At 65.3% G+C, this 19,068-nt stretch carries 15 protein-coding genes and 1 pseudogene; 5 read left to right on the top strand and 11 right to left on the bottom strand.

Going from position 1 to position 19,068, the window contains the following annotated elements:
• The first annotated feature begins 153 nt into the window (after positions 1–153).
• Entirely contained in the window at positions 154–1,695 is a 1,542-nt protein-coding gene (glpD, locus tag O6P39_RS06630; RefSeq protein WP_275610602.1) for a glycerol-3-phosphate dehydrogenase, read from the top strand.
• Positions 1,696–1,789: 94 nt separating this feature from the next.
• Positions 1,790–2,116, top strand: coding sequence for a GlpM family protein (locus O6P39_RS06625; RefSeq protein WP_275611900.1), 327 nt, complete (start codon positions 1,790–1,792; stop codon positions 2,114–2,116).
• Between the two features lies 1 nt (position 2,117).
• Here the strand turns inward: O6P39_RS06625 and O6P39_RS06620 are convergent, their stop codons facing one another.
• From O6P39_RS06620 to O6P39_RS06595, 6 genes are all read right to left on the bottom strand, one after another.
• Complete coding sequence (locus tag O6P39_RS06620) at positions 2,118–3,203, bottom strand: PAS domain-containing protein (protein WP_275610601.1); 1,086 nt, start codon at positions 3,201–3,203, stop codon at positions 2,118–2,120.
• A 262-nt stretch (positions 3,204–3,465) separates the two neighbouring features.
• Positions 3,466–4,425 carry a PDR/VanB family oxidoreductase gene (locus O6P39_RS06615; RefSeq protein ID WP_275610600.1) on the bottom strand — a complete coding sequence of 320 codons (960 nt, stop codon included), beginning with the start codon at positions 4,423–4,425 and terminating at the stop codon, positions 3,466–3,468.
• 61 nt (positions 4,426–4,486) lie between these two features.
• Positions 4,487–5,935, bottom strand: coding sequence for an NADP-dependent succinate-semialdehyde dehydrogenase (gabD, locus tag O6P39_RS06610; protein ID WP_275610599.1), 1,449 nt, complete (start codon positions 5,933–5,935; stop codon positions 4,487–4,489).
• Positions 5,936–5,987: 52 nt separating this feature from the next.
• Positions 5,988–7,109 (bottom strand): ring-hydroxylating oxygenase subunit alpha, encoded by a 1,122-nt coding sequence (locus O6P39_RS06605; protein WP_275610598.1) that lies wholly within the window; start codon positions 7,107–7,109, stop codon positions 5,988–5,990.
• A gap of 140 nt (positions 7,110–7,249) precedes the next feature.
• Positions 7,250–8,869: a BCCT family transporter gene (locus tag O6P39_RS06600; RefSeq protein WP_275610597.1), complete on the bottom strand. Its 1,620-nt coding sequence runs from the start codon at positions 8,867–8,869 to the stop codon at positions 7,250–7,252.
• 234 nt (positions 8,870–9,103) lie between these two features.
• Complete coding sequence (locus tag O6P39_RS06595; RefSeq protein ID WP_275610596.1) at positions 9,104–10,189, bottom strand: tartrate dehydrogenase; 1,086 nt, start codon at positions 10,187–10,189, stop codon at positions 9,104–9,106.
• Positions 10,190–10,291: 102 nt separating this feature from the next.
• Between O6P39_RS06595 and O6P39_RS06590 the strand changes: the two genes are divergently transcribed.
• Positions 10,292–11,206 carry a LysR substrate-binding domain-containing protein gene (locus tag O6P39_RS06590; protein ID WP_275610595.1) on the top strand — a complete coding sequence of 305 codons (915 nt, stop codon included), beginning with the start codon at positions 10,292–10,294 and terminating at the stop codon, positions 11,204–11,206.
• Positions 11,207–11,596: 390 nt separating this feature from the next.
• On the opposite strand, the gene O6P39_RS06585 is transcribed toward O6P39_RS06590, so the two are convergent.
• Entirely contained in the window at positions 11,597–12,592 is a 996-nt protein-coding gene (locus tag O6P39_RS06585) for an alpha/beta hydrolase (RefSeq protein ID WP_275610594.1), read from the bottom strand.
• Positions 12,593–12,792: 200 nt separating this feature from the next.
• Between O6P39_RS06585 and O6P39_RS06580 the strand changes: the two genes are divergently transcribed.
• Complete coding sequence (locus O6P39_RS06580) at positions 12,793–13,230, top strand: hypothetical protein (RefSeq protein ID WP_275610593.1); 438 nt, start codon at positions 12,793–12,795, stop codon at positions 13,228–13,230.
• Between the two features lie 49 nt (positions 13,231–13,279).
• On the opposite strand, the pseudogene O6P39_RS06575 reads toward O6P39_RS06580, so the two are convergent.
• Positions 13,280–14,353 (bottom strand): annotated as a pseudogene (locus O6P39_RS06575) (5-methyltetrahydropteroyltriglutamate--homocysteine S-methyltransferase); the annotation flags it as partial.
• 123 nt (positions 14,354–14,476) lie between these two features.
• On the opposite strand from O6P39_RS06575, the gene metR reads away from it, so the two are divergent.
• Positions 14,477–15,397: a transcriptional regulator MetR gene (gene metR / locus O6P39_RS06570; RefSeq protein WP_275610592.1), complete on the top strand. Its 921-nt coding sequence runs from the start codon at positions 14,477–14,479 to the stop codon at positions 15,395–15,397.
• 646 nt (positions 15,398–16,043) lie between these two features.
• On the opposite strand, the gene O6P39_RS06565 is transcribed toward metR, so the two are convergent.
• The 3 genes from O6P39_RS06565 to O6P39_RS06555 all read right to left on the bottom strand — a co-directional run bounded on the left by O6P39_RS06565 (position 16,044) and on the right by O6P39_RS06555 (position 19,058).
• A complete protein-coding gene (locus O6P39_RS06565) occupies positions 16,044–16,688 on the bottom strand; it encodes a glutathione S-transferase family protein (RefSeq protein WP_275610591.1) in 645 nt (214 codons plus the stop codon).
• 59 nt (positions 16,689–16,747) lie between these two features.
• Entirely contained in the window at positions 16,748–18,070 is a 1,323-nt protein-coding gene (locus O6P39_RS06560) for an APC family permease (protein WP_275610590.1), read from the bottom strand.
• A gap of 166 nt (positions 18,071–18,236) precedes the next feature.
• Positions 18,237–19,058 (bottom strand): carbon-nitrogen hydrolase family protein, encoded by an 822-nt coding sequence (locus tag O6P39_RS06555; protein WP_275610589.1) that lies wholly within the window; start codon positions 19,056–19,058, stop codon positions 18,237–18,239.
• Between the last annotated feature and the right edge of the window lie 10 nt (positions 19,059–19,068).

The following is a 19,068-nucleotide window of genomic DNA, read 5'->3' as shown; positions in this document are numbered from 1 at the left end:
GCGCGCGCCGCCAATCTCCGCACTTTCAATTTCGAAGAAACTGACGAACGCATGCGCGATTTCGCGCTTTCGGCTGGTCATGTTTCGTTCATCGAACTAAGATATTTTCGAAAACGAACATAAACGCGTTCATTTCCAATACCGAGGCGCCCCATGAACCCAACCCGCTCACGCCACGCGCCCCTGGCCGAAGTCTATGACCTGGCCGTCGTCGGCGGCGGCATCAACGGCGTGGGCATCGCGGCAGACGCCGCCGGGCGCGGCCTGTCGGTGTTCCTCTGCGAACAGCATGACCTGGCCAGCCACACCTCCTCCGCCAGCAGCAAGCTGATCCACGGTGGCCTGCGCTACCTCGAACACCACGAATTCCGCCTGGTGCGCGAAGCCCTGGCCGAACGCGAAGTACTGCTGGCCAAGGCACCGCATATCGTCCATCCGCTGCGCTTCGTCCTGCCGCACCGTCCGCACCTGCGTCCGGCCTGGATGATCCGCGCCGGCCTGTTCCTTTACGACCACCTCGGCAAGCGCGAGAAGCTGCCGGGTTCGCGCGGCCTGCGTTTCGGCCCGGAAAGCCCGCTGAAAGCCGAGATCAGCCGCGGTTTCGAATATTCCGACTGCTCGGTGGACGACGCCCGCCTGGTGGTGCTCAACGCCATGAGCGCCCGCGAGCACGGCGCGCATATCCACCCGCGCACCCGCTGCGTCAGTGCACGGCGCAGCAAGGGGCTGTGGCACCTGCACCTGGAGCGCAAGGACGGCAGCCTCTACTCGGTCCGCGCCCGCTGCCTGGTGAACGCCGCCGGCCCCTGGGTCGACCGCTTTCTGCGCGAGGAACTGCGCCAGCGCCCGCCCTATGGCATCCGTCTGATCCAGGGCAGCCACCTGATCGTGCCGCGCCTCTACGACGGCGATCATGCCTACATCCTGCAGAACGAGGACCGCCGCATCGTCTTCGCCATCCCGTATCTGCAGCGCTTCACCCTGATCGGCACCACCGACCGCGAGTACAAGGGCGACCCGGCGCAGATCTGCATCAGCGAGGAAGAGACCGATTACCTGCTGAACGTGGTCAATGCCCACTTCAAGCGCCAACTCGGCCGCGAGGACATCCTGCGCAGCTTCTCCGGGGTTCGCCCGCTGTGCGATGACGAGTCCGACGATCCGTCCGCCGTCACCCGCGACTACACCCTGGCGCTGGACAACACCCCCGGCGAAGCCCCGCTGCTCTCAGTGTTCGGCGGCAAGCTCACCACCTACCGCAAGCTCGCCGAAGCCGCGCTGGAGCAACTGGCGCCCTACTTCGCCGGCGTCATGGGTCCGCGCTGGACCGCCAGCGCCCCGTTGCCCGGCGGCGAAGCGATGCTCGGCATCGAGGACCTGGCCATCCAATTGATGGAGCACCTGCGCCAGCTCGACCCCGCTCTCGCCCGGCGCTGGGCCAGCACCTACGGCAATCGCATCTGGAAGCTGCTGGACGGTGCCGCCAACCTCAGCGAGCTGGGCGAACACCTGGGTGGCGGGCTCTATGCCCGTGAAGTGGAATACCTGTGCCGCGAGGAGTGGGCGCGCGAAGCCGAAGACATTCTCTGGCGCCGCACCAAGCTCGGCCTGTTCCTCACCGACCGGCAGCAGGAGCGGCTGGAGCAGTTCCTGCACAGCGAAAGCCCGCTGGAGCCGAGCACGCAGGTGGCCTGAACGCACGCTCTGATTGACGGCCTGCCGCGCTCGCCGATAATGCCCGACGCCACCATTCCGGTGGCGTCGCTGTATCGAGAACTCCGTGGACCTGATTCTCAAGGCAACCCTCGGCGCCGGCGTGGTGCTGATCCTCGCCGCGCTGTCGAAGACGCGCAATTACTACATCGCCGGGCTGGTGCCGCTGTTCCCCACCTTCGCCCTGATCGCCCACTACATCGTCGGCAAGAGCCGCTCGCTGGATGACCTGAAGACCACCATCGCCTTCGGCATGTGGTCGATCATCCCCTACTTCGTCTACCTCGCCGCGCTCTACCTGCTGGTGGATCGCCTGCGCCTGGAGCTATCCCTGGCGATGGCGGCGCTGGCCTGGCTGGTGGCCGCCTCGCTACTGGTGGGCGTATGGGTGCGCCTGCACTGAATCAGGCGCGTTCGGCCAGGCGGGCTTCCAGTTCCGCGATGCGCGCCTGCAGGCGGTCGCGTTCGGCGCGCTCGGCGCTGATGTCCTCGAACACGCTGATCAGGTGGTCGGGCAGGCCATCCTGGCGGCGGCGCTGCAGCGAGGTGCGCACGCGCACCCAGACATACGCGCCGTCGCGCCGGCGCACGCGCTTTTCCACCACGTAGCGGTCGAAATGGCCGGCCAGCAGTTGGCGCAGCAATTCGAGATTCTTGCCCAGGTCATCCGGGTGGGTGAGCTCCTGGAAGGTCATGGAGTACAGCTCCAGCGGGCTGTAGCCGAGCAGTTCGCAGAGGCTGCCATTGACCCGCTGCCAGCCGCCGTCCAGGCCGATGTAGGCCAGTGCGCCCCAGGTCAGTTCGAAGATCGCGCGGAAACGCTCCTCGCTGTTGCGCAGCGCCTCCTCGGTGATCATCCGCGCGGTGTTGTCCATGCTGATACCGACCATTTTCACCGGTCTTCCCGCCGCGTCCTGGACCACGGTGGCGCGGGAGGCGATCCAGCGCAGCGCGCCATCGGGCTGGAAGATGCGGAAGTCGCACTCGCAGGTACCGCCCTCGGCAATGGCGCGGTCGTACATGGACTGCATGGCGGCGACGTCCTCCGGCGGCAGATGGCGCCAGAAGTCCTTGTTGGAGGTGACCGGCCAGCCATAGACGGCCTCGACGTTGGGCGAGTAGGTCACTTCGTCGCTGATCAGGTTCCATTCCCAGGTGACGATGCGTGCGCCTTCCTGGGCCAGCTTCATGCGCGTCTCGCTTTCCATGATCTCGGCGGTGTAACGGCGGCGCAGGTCGGTCATCGGCAGTTCGATCGGCTCGGCCTGCTGCACGTCGCGCAGGGCTTCCTCGCCGTAGCGCAACCAGATCCAGTTGACCTTGAGGAAATCCGCCAGCTTGCGCAGGTTGTCGTAGTCGATCTCGCCACCCTTGGTCCACTTGTGCACCGCGGTGCGCGAGATGCCCAGGGCCGTGCCCACTGCCTGCAGGGTCAGCTTGTGGAGTTCGAGCAATTCCTTGAGACGGAAGGCGAAGCTGTTTTCCTGCATGGAAGGCGTGGTCCCTGAAAGTCGTCGAGGACCGCAGTATACACAGCTGTAAACTGGTGGATAACAGAGGCGTGGCAGTTACGGATAGATGGAACGTAGGGCGTATAACGTTCGACGTTATACGCCGTTTGACCGTAGCCCACCGCACTCCGGACGGGAGCCCGCAGCTCCATGCCAGAGCGCTTCGAACGTAGTCGGAGCCGACGATGGAGCGCGGTGTATCGGCGTACAACCGCGAACGGTTGTACGCCCTACGCACGGATCAGAGATCGATCACCAGGCGCTCGCCACGGGCACGCGAGACGCAGAGCATCATGGTCTGCTGCGAGGCTTTTTCATCGTCGGAGAGGTACTGGTCGAAGTGCTCGACCTCGCCTTCGAGGATGGCCGTCTCGCAGGTGCCGCAAACACCTTCGCGGCACAGGCACTCCACCTTGGCGGCCTTCACGTTCTCGATGGCCTGGATGATGGTCATGCCCTCTTCCACCCGCAGCTCGCGGCCGGAGCGGCCCAGCACCAGGGTGAAGGCGCCGCCGCTGGCCGGGGCCGCGGCGAACTGTTCGAAGTGCACGCGGGATTCGGCGATGCCGGCCTTTTTCGCACCGTCGATCACGGCATCGATCAGCGGCTTGGGACCGCAGACGTACACGTGGGCGTCTTCCGCCAGCGAGGCGAACAGCCCGGCAAGGTCCAGGCGGCGTTCCAGGCTGTCGATGTAGAAACGCACACTCTCGGCATGCGGGCCGTCGGCGAGGTCGCCCTGGAAGGCGCCGTGCTCCGGGCTGCGGAAGGCGTAGTGCAGTTCGTAGGGCACCGCGCCGCCTTCCAGCTCATGCAGTTGGGAAAGGAACGGGGTGATGCCGATGCCGCCGGCGATCAGCACATGGCGTCCGGCCTTGGGGTCCAGGCCGAACAGGTTGTTCGGGGTGGAAATGGTCAGCTCGCTGCCGACTTCCACCTGCTGGTGCATGAAGGCCGAACCACCCTTGGACTGTTCTTCCAGGCGCACGCCGATCTGGTAGTGGCTCAGGTCGCGCGGGTCGCTCATCAGCGAGTAGGCGTTGCTCAGGCCGTCGGTCATTTTCACGATCACGTGGCTGCCACCGGTGAAGGCCGGCATCGGCTGGCCATCGGTGCGCGCCAGGGTGAAGCGCTTGATCTGCGGGGTCGCCTGTTCTACCGCGGTCACCCGCACGCTGAACATCTCGTATGTGTTGGCCATCATTCACCTCAATTGCGACACGGGGCGGCGGCCTCGCCGCCCCGGCTATTCCTCGCCCGGCTCACACCGCCAGGCAGAGGTACTTGATTTCCAGGTAGTCCTCGATGCCGTACTTGGAGCCTTCGCGGCCCAGGCCCGACTGCTTGACGCCACCGAAGGGCGCGACCTCGTTGGAGATCAGCCCGGTGTTGACCCCGACCATGCCGTACTCCAGACGCTCGGCGACCTTGAATACGCGGGCCAGGTCGCGGCTGTAGAAGTACGCGGCCAGGCCATAGAGGGTGTCGTTGGCCAGCTCAATCACTTCGGCGTCGGAAGAGAAGCGCACCAGCGCCGCCACCGGACCGAAGATTTCGTCCTGCAGCAGGTCCATGCCGGGGCGGATGCCGCCAAGCACGGTGGGCTCGAAGAAGTTGCCGCCGCGCGCATGGGGCTTGCCGCCCAGCACCAGCTCGGCGCCCTTGGCGGTGGCGTCATCGACCAGGCTCTGCACCTTGGCCACGGCCTTGTCGGTGATCAGCGGACCGATCTGGGTGCCCTGCTCGGCGCCATGGCCGACCGCCAGTTCGCGCACGCGCTCGACGAAGCGCGCGGAGAAGCGTTCGTACACCGCGTCATGCACGTAGAAGCGGTTGACGCATACGCAGGTCTGCCCGGCGTTGCGGTACTTGGCGATCAAGGCGCCTTCCACCGCGGCCTCGATGTCGGCGTCCTCGAAGACGATGAACGGCGCGTTGCCGCCCAGTTCCAGGGAAACCTTCTTGATGGTTTCGGCGCATTGGCCCATGAGCAGGCGGCCGACCGGCGTGGAGCCGGTGAAGCTGAGCTTGCGCACCAGCGGATGACCGGTGAGCTGGGCACCGATGGCCGGCGCGTCGCCTGTGACCACGCTGAGCACGCCCGCCGGAATGCCGGCACGCTCGGCCAGTTCCACCAGCGCGAGCGCGGAGAACGGCGTTTCGTTGGCCGGCTTGATCACCATGGTGCAGCCGGCGGCGAGTGCCGGCGCGGCCTTGCGAGTGATCATCGCCGCCGGGAAGTTCCACGGGGTGATAGCCGCGCAGACGCCGATGCCCTGCTTGATCACCAGCAGGCGCTTGTCCGCCGCCGGGCTGGGAATCACGTCGCCGTAGATGCGCTTGCCTTCTTCGGCGAACCACTCGATGAAGGAAGCCGCGTAACGGATTTCGCCGAGGGCTTCGTGCAGCGGTTTGCCCTGCTCGAAGGTCATCAGCCGGGCCAGGTCTTCTTCGTGTTCGAGCAGCAGCTCGAACCAGCGGCGCAGGATCTGCGCGCGCTCCTTGGCGGTTTTCGCCCGCCAGCCTTCCAGTGCGGCGTTGGCCGCTTCGATGGCGCGCACCGCTTCGGCGCCGCCCATCAACGGCACGCTGCCCAGGCGCTCGCCCGTGGCCGGGTCATGCACGTCCAGGCTGCGGCCGTCGTCGGCGTCGCACCAGCGCCCATCGATGTAGGCTTGCTGGCGGAACAGGTTGGAATCGTTGAGTTTCACGCAAGGCACTCCGCGAGAGACCGCCGGCCGCAGGGGCCGGCGGCGATATGGATCAGTCGAGGTGGGCGACGGCGATCAGGTTGTGGAAGTGGGCGATGCCGTGCTCGCTGATACCGGAGCGCTCCTTGTCCACCATGATCCGGCCCTGGCCACGGTAGCCGCGGGACTTCAGGCCCTTCTGCACGCTCTCCACCAGGCGCAGGTCTTCCGGACGGAAGACTTCGCGGTACCAGTCGATCAGCTTCTGCTGCTCTTCGGTGATGTCCTTGTTGAGGAAGTAGATGTCGTAGTGCTGCAGGGTGGTTTCGGCATCGACCGGGAACTCGTAGATCACGGTCATGAAGTTGGCGCCCGGCGGCACGTTGAACATGGTGCACGGCCAGGCCCAGAAGCCGGCGAAGGACGGATCGGAAACGCCTTCGTCGACCTTGAACGACTGCTCGGAGGACTTGGCGATGCCGTACTGCAGCGACCAGTTGCCGTGCAGGGTGTGGGTGTACTGGCCGACGTCCACGGAGTCGGCGAAGCTCGGGTGAGCCGGGCCGCAGTGGTAGCACTCCATGTAGTTGTCGACGATGGACTTCCAGTTGGCCGGGGTGTTGCTGACGAAGCGGGCGGCCAGGTGCAGGTCGTCGATCACGCCGCAGGCCTGGCGCATGCGCGCTTCCAGGCCCGGCAGCTGCTCTTCGACGCTGCCGGCATCGAGATCCATGTTGATGAAGATGAAGCCGGCGTACTCTTCGACCTTCACCGGCACCAGGCTGTAATCGCCCTTGTCGAAGGCTTCCACCTGGTCGCAGTTGCGCACGTGGGTCAGCTCGCCGTCGAGCTTGAAGGTCCAGGCATGGTAGGGGCAGGCGATCACGTTCTTGGCGATGCCGCCGGTGCCTTCCAGCAGTTGGTGACCGCGGTGCGGGCAGACGTTGTAGAAGGCGCGCAGCACGCCGTCACGACCACGGACGACGATGATGCTCTCGCCGATCACTTCGCGGACGATGTAGGCGTTCTTTTCCGCCACTTCGCTGCGGTGGCCCATGCAGATCCAGCTATGGGCGAAGATCTTTTCCTTCTCGTGCTCGAACACGGCATCGCTGGTGTAGAACTTCGCCGGAATGGTGTAGGCGTGGTTGGGGTTGTTGCAGAAATCGGCGGGCAGGCGTTCGAAATCGGTCATCTTGCTATCTCCAGGCTTCATCGACTCGCGGCGAGGCGGTCGGTTTACTTATTGGTTAACTGCAACCTATTGGTTAACAAAGCAGGCAAAAAAAAGCCTGCGGGTGGCGCCGCCCAGAGGCGGACGGCGCCACGCAGGAATTACTGGGCCATTGCCTCGGCCAGAGGCTTGCGCACCGGCGCGGGCTCGGCGCTTTCCGGCAGGGCCTCGTCGGCCATGGCGGCGGCTTCTTCCTCGATACGGTAGGCCGGCACCTTGGCGTAGTCTTCCAGCATCCACTTGATGAAGCCGTAGACCTTCACCAGCAGGATCAGGGTGAACGGGATCGCGGTGAGCACCACGGCGGTCTTCATGGTCGACAGCGAGGCCTTGGCGAACAGCATGGCCAGCGGCACCAGGGTCAGGGTAATGGCCCAGAACAGACGGTGAGTCGGAGTCGGGTCGTCGCCTTCTTCCAGGTTGCGGGTGCTGGTGGCGGCCACGGCGTAGGCGGCGGCGTCCATGTGCGAGGCGCAGAACACGGCCATGATGAACAGGTACACGGCGAGGAAAACCTTGCCCCACGGCAGGCCTACCAGCAGCGCTTCCACCGCGCTCTCACCCCCCTGCTCAGTGAGGATCTTCGGTACGTCGATGGCGCCGGTGATGAACTGGTGCATGCTGTAGCTTTCCAGCGCGCCGAAGAAGAACCAGCAGCCGAAGCTACCGCCCAGCAGCAGGGCGAACACCACTTCCTTGATTTGCCGGCCACGGGATACGCGGGTCACGAACATCGCCACGCCCGGCGCGTAGGACACCCACCAGAGCCAGTAGAACACCGTCCAGTTGCGGGTGAACGCGCCATCGCCCGCCGGGTCGGTGAACAGGCTCATGTGCACGTAGTTCTGGATCATCAGGCCGATGCCGTTGGCGGTGTTGTTGATGGTGAACTGGGTCGGGCCGACCAGCAGTACCACCGCGGCGAACACCAGGGCGCCGTAGCAGACGATCTTGCTCAGCTTCTGCAGGCCGCCGTCGATGCCGATGTAGGAGCTCAGGGAGAACAGCACGGCGATCATGCCGATCACCATGACCTGTACGGTGAAGGTGTCCGGCGTGCCGACCAGGCCGGAGAGGCCACGGGTCAGGGTCGAAGCGGTGAGCGCCAGGGAGACGGTGAGCGCGCCCATCATGGTCAGCAGGAAGACCAGGTCGACCAGGCGGCCTACCGGGCCGGTGGCCTTGAAGCCGGTGACGGCTTCGACGATGGAAGCCAGGTTCAGGCCGCTCTTCTTGCGCACGTGGAAGTGATAGGCCATGGCCAGCGACGCCAGGGCGTAGATCGACCAGGCACTGATGCCCCAGTGGAAGAACGAATAGCTGACGCTGTACTCCAGGGCCTCACGGGACTGCGGGGCGATGTTCAGGCCGGGCGACTGGTAGTAGTAGGCCCATTCCATAACGCCCCAGTAGAGGGTCGAGGAGCCCATGCCGGCGCAGATGAACATGAATACCCAGGTCGCGGTGGAGTATTCCGGCTTGCCGCTGCCCAGACGGATGTTTCCGTACTTGCTGAAGGCGATGTACAGCACCGCCAGCGAACTGCCGAAGATCAGCAACTGGACCGCGGTACCGAAGGAACGGGTGGAGAACTCGAACAGCTGATTGGCCGCGTGTTCCGCCTCTGCCGGGAAGGCAGCGAGGCCGATCACGGTGAGCAGGACGGCAACCAGGCTCATGGTGATCAGGAATACATCGACCTTTTTATTCTTGTGGGACATCAGGCGTCTCCTGGGACGATTTTATTGTGCTTCACATCCCCGCCCAGGCAGGCGATGGGACATGAAGTGCAGCGCTAGGGCAGGTTGACGTTTCTCCTATCAATCAACCATTGGTTAACAAGAATCTATTGGTTAACAGTGTGCGGTGATTTGCCACGCAACGCAAGAGCAGTCCATCGCCTCATGGCGGCGCCATACCCCGTCCAGGGCAGGCGCCAGCCCGAAGCGAAGGGATCAGCCGGCGACGATCTCGGCGATGGCCTGGCCGACCGCCTGGGTCGACAGCTTGCCGCCCATGTCGCGGGTGACGTTGCCGTTGGCGATGACCTGCTCGATGGCGCTCAGGATGTCGTCATGGGCGGCGCGGTAGCGCTCGTCGTCCTGGCCGAGGAACTCCAGCATCAGCGCGCCGGACCAGATCATGGCGATCGGGTTGGCGATGTTCTGGCCGAAGATGTCCGGGGCCGAGCCGTGTACCGGCTCGAACAGCGAGGGGAACTTGCGCTCGGGGTTGAGGTTGGCCGACGGCGCGATGCCGATGGTACCGGCGCAGGCCGGGCCGAGGTCGGAGAGGATGTCGCCGAACAGGTTGGAAGCCACCACCACGTCGAAACGCTCCGGCTGCAGCACGAAGCGTGCGCAGAGGATGTCGATGTGCTGCTTGTCCCAGCTGATTTCCGGGTAGTTGGCGGCCATCGCGGCGGTGCGCTCGTCCCAGTAGGGCATGCTCACGGCCATGCCGTTGGATTTGGTCGCCGAGGTGACGTGCTTGCGCTCGCGGGTCTGGGCCACGTCGAAGGCGTATTTGAGGATGCGATCCACGCCACGGCGGGTGAACACCGACTCCTGCAGCACGAACTCGTTCTCGGTGCCTTCGAACATGCGACCGCCCAGGGAGGAGTACTCGCCCTCGGTGTTCTCGCGGATCACCACGAAGTCGATGTCGCCGGGCTTCTTGTTCGCCAGCGGGCACGGCACGCCGGGGAACAGGCGTACCGGGCGGATGTTCACGTACTGGTCGAACTCGCGGCGGAACTTGAGCAGCGAGCCCCACAGGGAGATGTGGTCCGGCACCTTGTCCGGCCAGCCGACAGCGCCGAAGTACAGGGCGTCGAACTGCTGCAGCTGCTCGAACCAGTCGTCCGGCATCATCTTGCCGTGTTCCAGGTAGTAGTCGCAGCTGGCCCATTCGAAGTGTTCGATTTCCAGATTCAGGCCGTGCTTGCGCGCCGCCGCCTGAACCACGCGCAGGCCCTCGGGAAGGACTTCCTGGCCGATACCGTCACCGGGAATGGCAGCGATTCTGTATGTCTTGCTCATGAGGGCACCCTTGCAGATGGGATGGGGAAGAAGTGGCCTTCATGCTATAAGCCGACAAATCAAACATAATCATCACTTCCGTGGATTCTTGGATCACGAATCGTGAACAATCTTCCCAATCTGGAGGACCTGCGGGTCTTCATCCAGGTCGCCCGCCGCACCAGCTTCGCCAGCGCCGCCGCCGAGCTGGGCATGTCCACCGCCTTCGTCAGCAAGCGCATCCGCCTGCTGGAGGAGGACCTCGGCGTGCGCCTGCTGCACCGCACCACTCGTCGGGTATCGGTGAGCGAGGACGGCGAGCGCGTCTACCAGTGGGCGCTGCGTATCCTCGACGCGGTGCAGCGGATGGGGGACGACGTCTCCGCCCTGCACCGCGAGCCCAGCGGCCAGCTACGCATCGCCAGCAGCCTGGGGCTGGGCCGGCGTTTCGTCGCCCCCGCCCTGTCGGAACTGGCGACACGCCACCCGCAACTGGATATCCGCCTGGACGTGCAGGACCACCTGGTGGACCTGATAGACGAAGGCTTTGACCTCGACGTGCGGGTGGGCAACGAGATCGATCCGCACCTGATCGCCAAGCCCCTGGCGCGCAACCGCCGGGTGCTCTGCGCCGCGCCCGCCTACCTCGAACGGCGCGGCACGCCACGCACCCTGGCGGAGCTGGCCGGGCACGACTGCCTGGTGATCAAGGAGCGCGACCACCCCTTCGGCATCTGGCACCTGCAGGGGCCCAATGGCGAGGAGAACGTGAAGGTAACGGGGCCGCTGTCGTCCAACCACGGCGAGGTGGTGCACCAGTGGTGCCTCGACGGACGCGGCATCCTGCTGCGCTCCTGGTGGGACGTGCACGACAGCCTGGCCGACGGGCGCCTGCAACGGGTGCTGCCGGAGTACCAGCAGCCGGCCGACATCTGGGCGGTGTACACCGCGCCGCTGGCCAGTTCGGCCAAGGTGCGGGTGGCGGTTGAGTTCCTCCGGCAGTACTTCGCCGAGCGCTACAGCCTGCCGGAAACGTGACGGTCATAGGCCTGCGCGTCCCCAGGTTTTTGATCTCGTAGGAGCAACTGTCTTGTCCCGGCTGAATCTGTGCCAGGGCTTTCCCCCTCACCCCAGCCCTCTCCCTCAGGGAGAGGGAGCCAGATCGTGCCGGCTGACAGAGTAGTTTCATCCTGCACCGGACGGTCCCCTCTCCCCCTGGGAGAGGGTTAGGGTGAGGGCCAACCCGAGCGCAGATGCATCTCGCAGGAGCGGAGCTTCTCCGCGAAGTCCCGACCGGCGCGCCCTGAACGGCCCGGCGTGAATCGGACCATTTCGCGGACAAGGTCCGCTCCTACGGGAGCCGTCCAGATCCGGAGGAGCGGGTCATGCCCGCGAAGAGCGCCGCCTACAGGCTGGCGCTACGCAGGATCAGAGCTGCGCGACGTGCCCGCTCCCCTGATGCGCCCGCAAGTAGGGCAACACCGCGCCAAGCAGCGGTTCCTTGAAGTCTTCCTGGAACCGATGCGCCATGCCGGGGATCAGCTTCAGCTCCGAACCGCGGATATGCGCCGCCACGTGCACCCCGTGCATCACCGGCAGCAAGGGATCGGCGGTGCCGTGGACCACCAGGGTCGGCACGTCCAGGCGGTTGAGCAGCTCCACCCGGCTCGGCTCGGCGAGGATCGCCAGCATTTGCCGCTGCACGCCCTCGGGGTTGAAGGCGCGGTCGTAGGAGCGCGCCGCCTGTTGCAGCAATTGCTGGCGGTCGTCGCGCACGTCGGGGCTGCCCAGTGCGGCCAGCAGATCGGCCTGCTGCTCGATGGCCTGTTCGCGGCTGGCCGCCTCGCGCCGGGCGAGCAGGCGCAGCAGCGACTCGCTGGGCGCCGGCAGGCCTTCGGCGCCGGAGCTGGTCATCACCAGGGTCAGGCTGATCACCCGCTCCGGCGCAAGGTCGGCGACGTGCTGGGCAATCATCCCGCCCATGCTCGCCCCCAGCACGTGAGCACGCTGAACGTGCAGTGCATCGAGCAGACGCAGCGAATCACCGGCCATGTCGGTCAGGCTATAGGGCGCGCTCACCGGCAGGCCCAGGCGATAGCGGATCACTTCGTAGGTCAGGTTGCCGCTGGGCGTGGGAATGCGCCAGGCGGACAGGCCGACATCGCGGTTGTCATAACGGATGACCCGGAAGCCCTGCTGGCAGAGCGCCTCGACCACCTCGTCGGGCCAGTGGATCAGCTGGCCGCCCAGGCCCATGATCAACAGCAGTGCCGGGTCCTGCGGACGGCCGATGCTCTGATAGGCCAGGCGCACGTCGCCCAGGTCGACCAGCTCGGTCGGCACCCGGGGATCGCAACGATCGCCGGCAAAAGTAAAGGACGGCAGTCCGCACAAAAGGGCGACCGCCAGCAGCAAAGCACGCATCATGAAAATCCGGAACGCAAAACCCCAGTGGAACGGGATTCTGATGAATTTCCGTCATTCGCTCTGCCACAGGTCCGTGACAATTTGATGAAAGGCGCTGAGCGGTCGTGCACCCGTCACAACGCGCGGCATGACCGGGGTCATGGGCGAGCCACGGCCCGCTGGCGAAGATAGCGGCTTCCCTCTCGGAACCCAGCGCCATGGCCTACCCGCTCCTGCTCACCCTGCACCTGCTCGCCGCGATCCTGTTCGTCGGCACGGTGTTCTTCGAAGTGCTGGTCCTGGAGAGCGTCCGCCAGCACGTGCCAGCGCGGGCCATGCGCATGGTGGAAGCCGCCGTCGGGCGGCGCGCCCGGCGCCTGATGCCGTGGGCCATCCTCGTCCTGTTCGGCGCCGGCCTGGGCATGCTGCACCTGCGCTACCTGCCGCTGCTGGCCGATCCGCTGGCGTCCACCTTCGCCACCCTGCTCAGTCTCAAGCTGCTGCTGGCTGCCAGCGTGCTCGGGCATTTCGCCTTCGCCATGCTGTCCTTCCGCACCGGCCGCATGACCGGCCAGCGCTCGCGGCGTATCCACTACAGCGTGTTCGTCCATGTGCTGGCCATCGTGGTGCTGGCCAAGGGCATGTTCTACCTCTGACGCATCCTCGAACGGGCACTCAAGCACACTGGCGACGCCCGATCCCGGCCAGCGCGGCGAGCACGTCCGGCGCCTCGGGCTGGTTGACCGCCCGCGCCAGCAGCGCCACCTCGGCGCACTTCTGCGCGGCAATCGCCTGGGAATCCTCCGGCGCATCCGCCGGGCTCTGCAGCGCTGAGCAGGACGACGCCACCCACAGCCGCTCACCCAACCGCTCATGGGCATGGCGCAGCACGTCCAGCGCCGATTCGAGATCGTAGCCCCAGTCATTGCCGCCGCTCACCAGGCCCAGGGACAGCACCTTGTAGGACGGCAGGCGGTCGAGGGCGGTCAGATACTGCCGCGGCGCACTCACCAGGTCGACGTGCAGGCCATCCAGCGGCAGGCTGGCGGCCAGGCCGAGGTTGTCTTCCAGGCCGCCGAAGTAGGTGGCGATCAGCTTCTTCAGCGGTTCACGCTGGAGCAGGTTGTAGGCGCGCTCGAAGGCGCTCTTCCAGTCCTGCGGCAGGTCGAGCACCAGGATCGGCTCGTCGATCTGTACCCACTCTACGCCCTGGGCGGCCAGGCGCTGGAATATCTGGCCATAGACCGGCAGCAGACGTTCCAGCAGGTCGAGCTTGTCGAAGCCGGCGTCCTCACCCTTGAGCTTGCCCAGCCACAGGTAGGTGAGCGGGCCGATCAGCACCGGTTTGACGGTGTGCCCCAGCGCCAGCGCCTCATCCACCTCCTCGAACAGTTGCTCCCAGCTCAGCTCGAATTGCTGGTCAACGCTGAACTCCGGGACCCGGTACTGGTGGTCAGTGTCGAACCACTGTGCAGCAGGCGCACCGTTGCCACCCTGAGCCATTGCGAACAGTGTTTGCAGGGTTGGCTTGCCGCCCCCGGGAGTCACACCGAAGGTCAGCGAGTGGGTCAGCACCGGGTCGCACCAGACGAAATCACCGACCGGCAGCAAGTCGATGCCGGCGTCCTTTTGTGCCTGCCAGTGCGCAGCACGCAGCTCGCGCCCCACACGACGCAGTCCGGTCTCGTCCAGCTCGCCGTTGCAGAAGCCCTCCAGCGCCGTCTGCAGTTCACGGTCACGACCGATGTGGGGAAAGCCGAGGGTGTGTGCCAATGCCATGGCGAAGACTCCAAACCAATACGTCAGATGCACGCATTGTCGACAGCCGGCCACTCATGAGACAAACTCAATTCATTCGCGTTGAAATCAAGTTTTCCTCATATTGAGGTCGAGGCCGGCACCATGCTTGAACTCCGTCACCTGAAAACCCTCCACGCCCTGCGCGAGGCCGACAGCCTCGTGGAGGCGGCCGAGCGCCTGCACCTCACCCAATCCGCCCTCTCCCACCAGTTCAAGGAACTGGAAGATCGCCTCGGCCTGTCGCTGTTCATCCGCAAGACCAAGCCGGTGCGCTTCACCAGTGCCGGCCTGCGCCTGCTGCAACTGGCCGACAGCGTGCTGCCGCAACTGCGCAGCGCCGAACGCGACCTGGCTCGCCTGGCCGGCGGCACCGCCGGCCGCCTGCACATGGCCATCGAATGCCACAGCTGCTTCCAGTGGCTGATGCCGACCATCGACCAGTTCCGCGACGCCTGGCCGGAAGTCGAACTGGACCTCGCCTCCGGCTTCTCCTTCGCCCCGCTGCCGGCACTGGCCCGTGGTGATCTCGACCTGGTGGTGACCTCGGACCCTGTGGACCTGGCCGGCATCACCTACGTGCCGCTGTTCACCTACGAGGCGCTGCTGGCGGTGGACAACCACCACGCGCTGGCCGGCAAGTCGTACATAGTCCCGGAAGACCTGGCCAGCCTGACCCTGATCACCTACCCCATCGAGCGGGACCGCCTGGACATTTTCACCCGCTTCCTGGAGCCCGCCGACATCGAGCCGGCGCAGGTGCGGACCTCGGAACTGACGGTGATGATGATGCAGCTGGTGGCCTCCGGACGCGGCGTCTGCAGCCTGCCCAACTGGGCGCTGCACGAATACAGCTCGCGCGGCTACGTCACCGCCAAGCGCCTGGGGGAGAAAGGTCTGTACTGCACGCTGTTCGCGGCGATTCGCGCCGACATGCTGGACGCGCCGTTCATGCGCGACTTCCTGCTGACGGCCAAGGACACCTCCTTCGCCACCCTGGAAGGGGTCAGCGCGGCAAAGAGCTGACACTGGAATCCCACAAGAAAGGCAGTCTGACGAAAAGCCTCTGGCTCACAGGGAAACGCGCTCAACCGCCCTACCCTGAGCGTCCTGCGCAGCCCACCATGAAACCGCGCATAAAAAAGCCCGCCATTGCTGGCGGGCCAAGGACTAAACGATTGACTAGTCGATCAATCTTTAGGGCTCCCTGTAGGAACAGGGCGCGGGACATATGATCCAGCAGCTGACAGCCGTCTCCAAGCCCCAGATATCCATGTAAGAAAAGACCTAAGCCGATTTGAGATAAACAGCACATCGTCGGCATTTCCCCGAGCTGCCTACACCTCTCCCCTCAAAACAAAAGACCTTTCCGACTTCACCTGAGGAAGATCAGGCATGAAGAGCACCCGAATAGCGAACGAAAAAAAGCCCATCCTCGCGGATGGGCTTCGGGACCTAACGGATGCAACACCTTTCTCATCGTTATGCTGGAACAGACGCCGCGAGATGGGGAACGACGCGGCGTTGGGGCCATCATTGATCAGCCCTGCAAGCCAGCAAAGAAAGCTACAAGCAAATAAGAAACTTCCTATGGGACTTGAGACCGTTTTCGCAGAACACACAGCAGCCTTTCCATCCCCCTTATTTGCAGCTACGCCCCTGCCCTCCGGTATCAGGGCGCCTTCGCCTCGGCGGCCCGTGCGTGCTCCGCCGCCCACTGCTCATCGCGCTCGCGTACGCGGGCGAAGGCCGGCCGCGAGGTGATGAGTTCGACGTAGCGCTCGAACACCGGCAGCCTGGGCACCACGCCGAAACCGATGGTCCAGCTCAGCGCCGTGCCCCACAGCACGTCGGCAGCGGTCATGCGGCTGCCCAACAGGAAGGGTCCGCTTTCCAGCTGCTCGGCGAGGGTGCGCATCACGCTGTCGTAGTCGCCGTAGGGGCTCATGGCCGGCGGCGGGGGGTCGCGTTTGAGCGCGCGATCGAGAATGGCCGGCTCGAAACTGGAGCCGTAGAACACCAGCCAGCGCAGGTAGGGGCCGCGCAGCGGGTCGTCCAGGGCGGGCGCCAAGCCCGCGCGGGGGAAGAGATCGGCGAGGTAGAGGAAGACCGCGCCCTGCTCGGTCACCAGCGCCTCGCCGTGGCGGATCGCCGGGACCTTGCCCATCGGGTTGATTGCCAGGTAGGCCGGCTTGCGCTGCTCGCCGGCCTTCATGTTGATCAGTTCGATGTCGTAGTCGGCGCCCAGCTCCTCCAGCAGCACCAGGGTGCCGCTGGAGCGTGTCTGGGGCGAGTGATAAAGCGTGATGCGGGACATGGCGGGATCTCCTGTGGCACGCCACTGCATGGAGCCCCCAGCATAGCCCCGCTCGGCCGTCACGCCTCCTCGAAGCTCATCTCCGGCGGCTGTTCGCGGAAGCCGCCGGTGATTACCGCGAGGTAGATCACACCCAGTACCAGCCAGGTGGCGCCGAGCCAGATCGCCAGGTGGTCGAGGCTGACCATCAGCCACAGGTCGGCGACCAGGCCGATCAGCGGGAACAGCAGGAACAGCACCAGCTCGCGCGGGCCACGGCGCTCGGCGTTCAGGTAGTAGTGGAAGATCACCGAGAGGTTCACCAGGCTGAAGGCCAGGAAGGCACCGAAGTTGATGAACGAGGTGGAGGTGGTGACGTCCATGCGCAGCGCCAGCAGGGCCACCACGCCGCACAGCACGATGCTGTTCACCGGGGTTTCGAAGCGCTTGCTGATGCGGCCGAAGAACGGGCGCGGCAGCACGCCGTCGCGGCCCATGGCGAACAGCAGGCGCGAGGCGCTGGCCTGGGCCGACAGGCCGGAGGTGAACTGGCCGACGATCAGACCGATCAGGAAGAAGCTGACGAACAGGTCGCCGCCGATGTTGCGGGCAATTTCGTAGGCTGCGGAATCGGCGTTCTGGAACTCCACCGACGGATGCGCCAGTTGTACGAAATAGCTGGCGGCAATGAATATGCCACCGCCGATCAGGGTGATCAGCAGGATGGCGCGCGGAATGGTCTTGCGCGGCTCGTGGGTTTCTTCCGTCAGGGTACTGACCGCATCGAAGCCCAGGAAGGAGTAACAGGCGATGGCCGCACCGCCCATGATCAGCGGCAGCTGGGTGCCCTCCTTGAGGAAGGGTTCCAGGGTCCACAGCGGACGACTGGCGTCGCCCATCACGTAGTGGATCGCCAGGCCGACGAAGGCGATCAGCACCAGGAACTGCACCAGCATCAGCACGCCGTTGACGTTCTTCGCCAGGCGCAGGCCGACGACGTTGATCGCCGTGGTCACGCCGATGAAGGCCAGCACCCAGAGCGCCTGGGGCACCGCCGGGAAGGCCGAGTGCAGGTAGGCCGCGCCGATCAGCCAGATGGCCATGGGCAGGAACAGGTAGTCCAGCAGCACCGCCCAGCCGGCGAGGAAGCCCAGTTTCGGGCTGATCGACTTGCGCACATAGGTGTAGGCGGACCCGGCCACCGGGAAGGCAGCGGCCATGCGCCCATAGCTGAGCGCGGTGAAGAGCATTGCAACGGAGGCGACGAGGTACGCCGAGGGCACTACGCCACGGGTGACGTCGGCGAGGATGCCGAAGGTGCCCAGGACGATGATCGGGGTCATGTAGGCGATGCCGAACAGCACCACCGAACCCAGCGACAGGGTTCGTTTCAGTTGAGCCATTACTGCTTACTCCACATTGTGTTTGTTATGGGCAGTGCAAAGATTCCGGCTTCCGCTCACCCGAAAGCCGTGCGGGTGCTCGGGGCCCCCGTCGGTGTTGGAGAATCGCTGTGGTGGCGCGGCCCTGCGCCCCGGCCCGGAAAACACTCCGGGCCGGAAAGAAACGTCAGGCCGGAATGATCAGCTCGCGCAGGCCACCTTCGTGCTCGCGCATTTCGCCCGGCAGCACGAAGCGGCGCTCGGCCAGGTAGCTGTAGTCACGGCGCGCCTGTGCCAGGCGCTCGAAGTCCAGTTCGACGATCTGCCGACACTCTTCGCGGCCGGCTTCGCAGAGCAGTTGGCCGAAGGGATCGACCACCGCGCTGCCACCGGCGAACACCAGGCCGTCGTCACCCTCGCCGACGCGGTTGACCATCACTGCGTAGGCCTGGTTTTCCATGGCGCGGCCCATGATCGCGGTGCGGTGGGTCGGGCCGTAGGGGTCCATGTTGCCGTTGGTCACGATGATCAGTTCCGCGCCCAACTGACCAAGGGCGCGGACGCTTTCCGGAAACTCGATGTCGAAGCAGATCGCGATGCCCACGCGGATGCCATTCCACAGGCAGGTGGCGTAGCGATCGCCCGGGGTGAAGATGCCGCGATCCGACGCCCACAGGTGCGTCTTGCGGTACTGCATGGCGATGCCTTCGGGGGCGATCAGCAGCGTGGTGTTGTAGAAGCGGCCGTCGGCGGCGGCCTCGGCGAAGCCCACGGCAACGCTGATGTTCTTCTCCCGTGCGGCGCGCTGCACGGCCTGCACGCTGGGACCGTCGACCGGCTCGGCGATGGCAGCGATGTTCTGCTCGGTGGGGAAGCCGGTCAGCTGAGTCTCGGGGAACACCACCAGCTGGGTGTCCGCTGCGCAGGCGTGGATGGCCTCCAGGGTGCGGGCCAGGTTCCAGGCCACATCGCCATCACGGCCGGCCAGTTGCACGAGTTCGACTTTCATGGGCTTCCTC

This window comes from Pseudomonas sp. PSE14 (assembly GCF_029203285.1).
Lineage (GTDB): Bacteria > Pseudomonadota > Gammaproteobacteria > Pseudomonadales > Pseudomonadaceae > Pseudomonas.
This window is presented reverse-complemented; position numbering and strand designations above follow the sequence as displayed.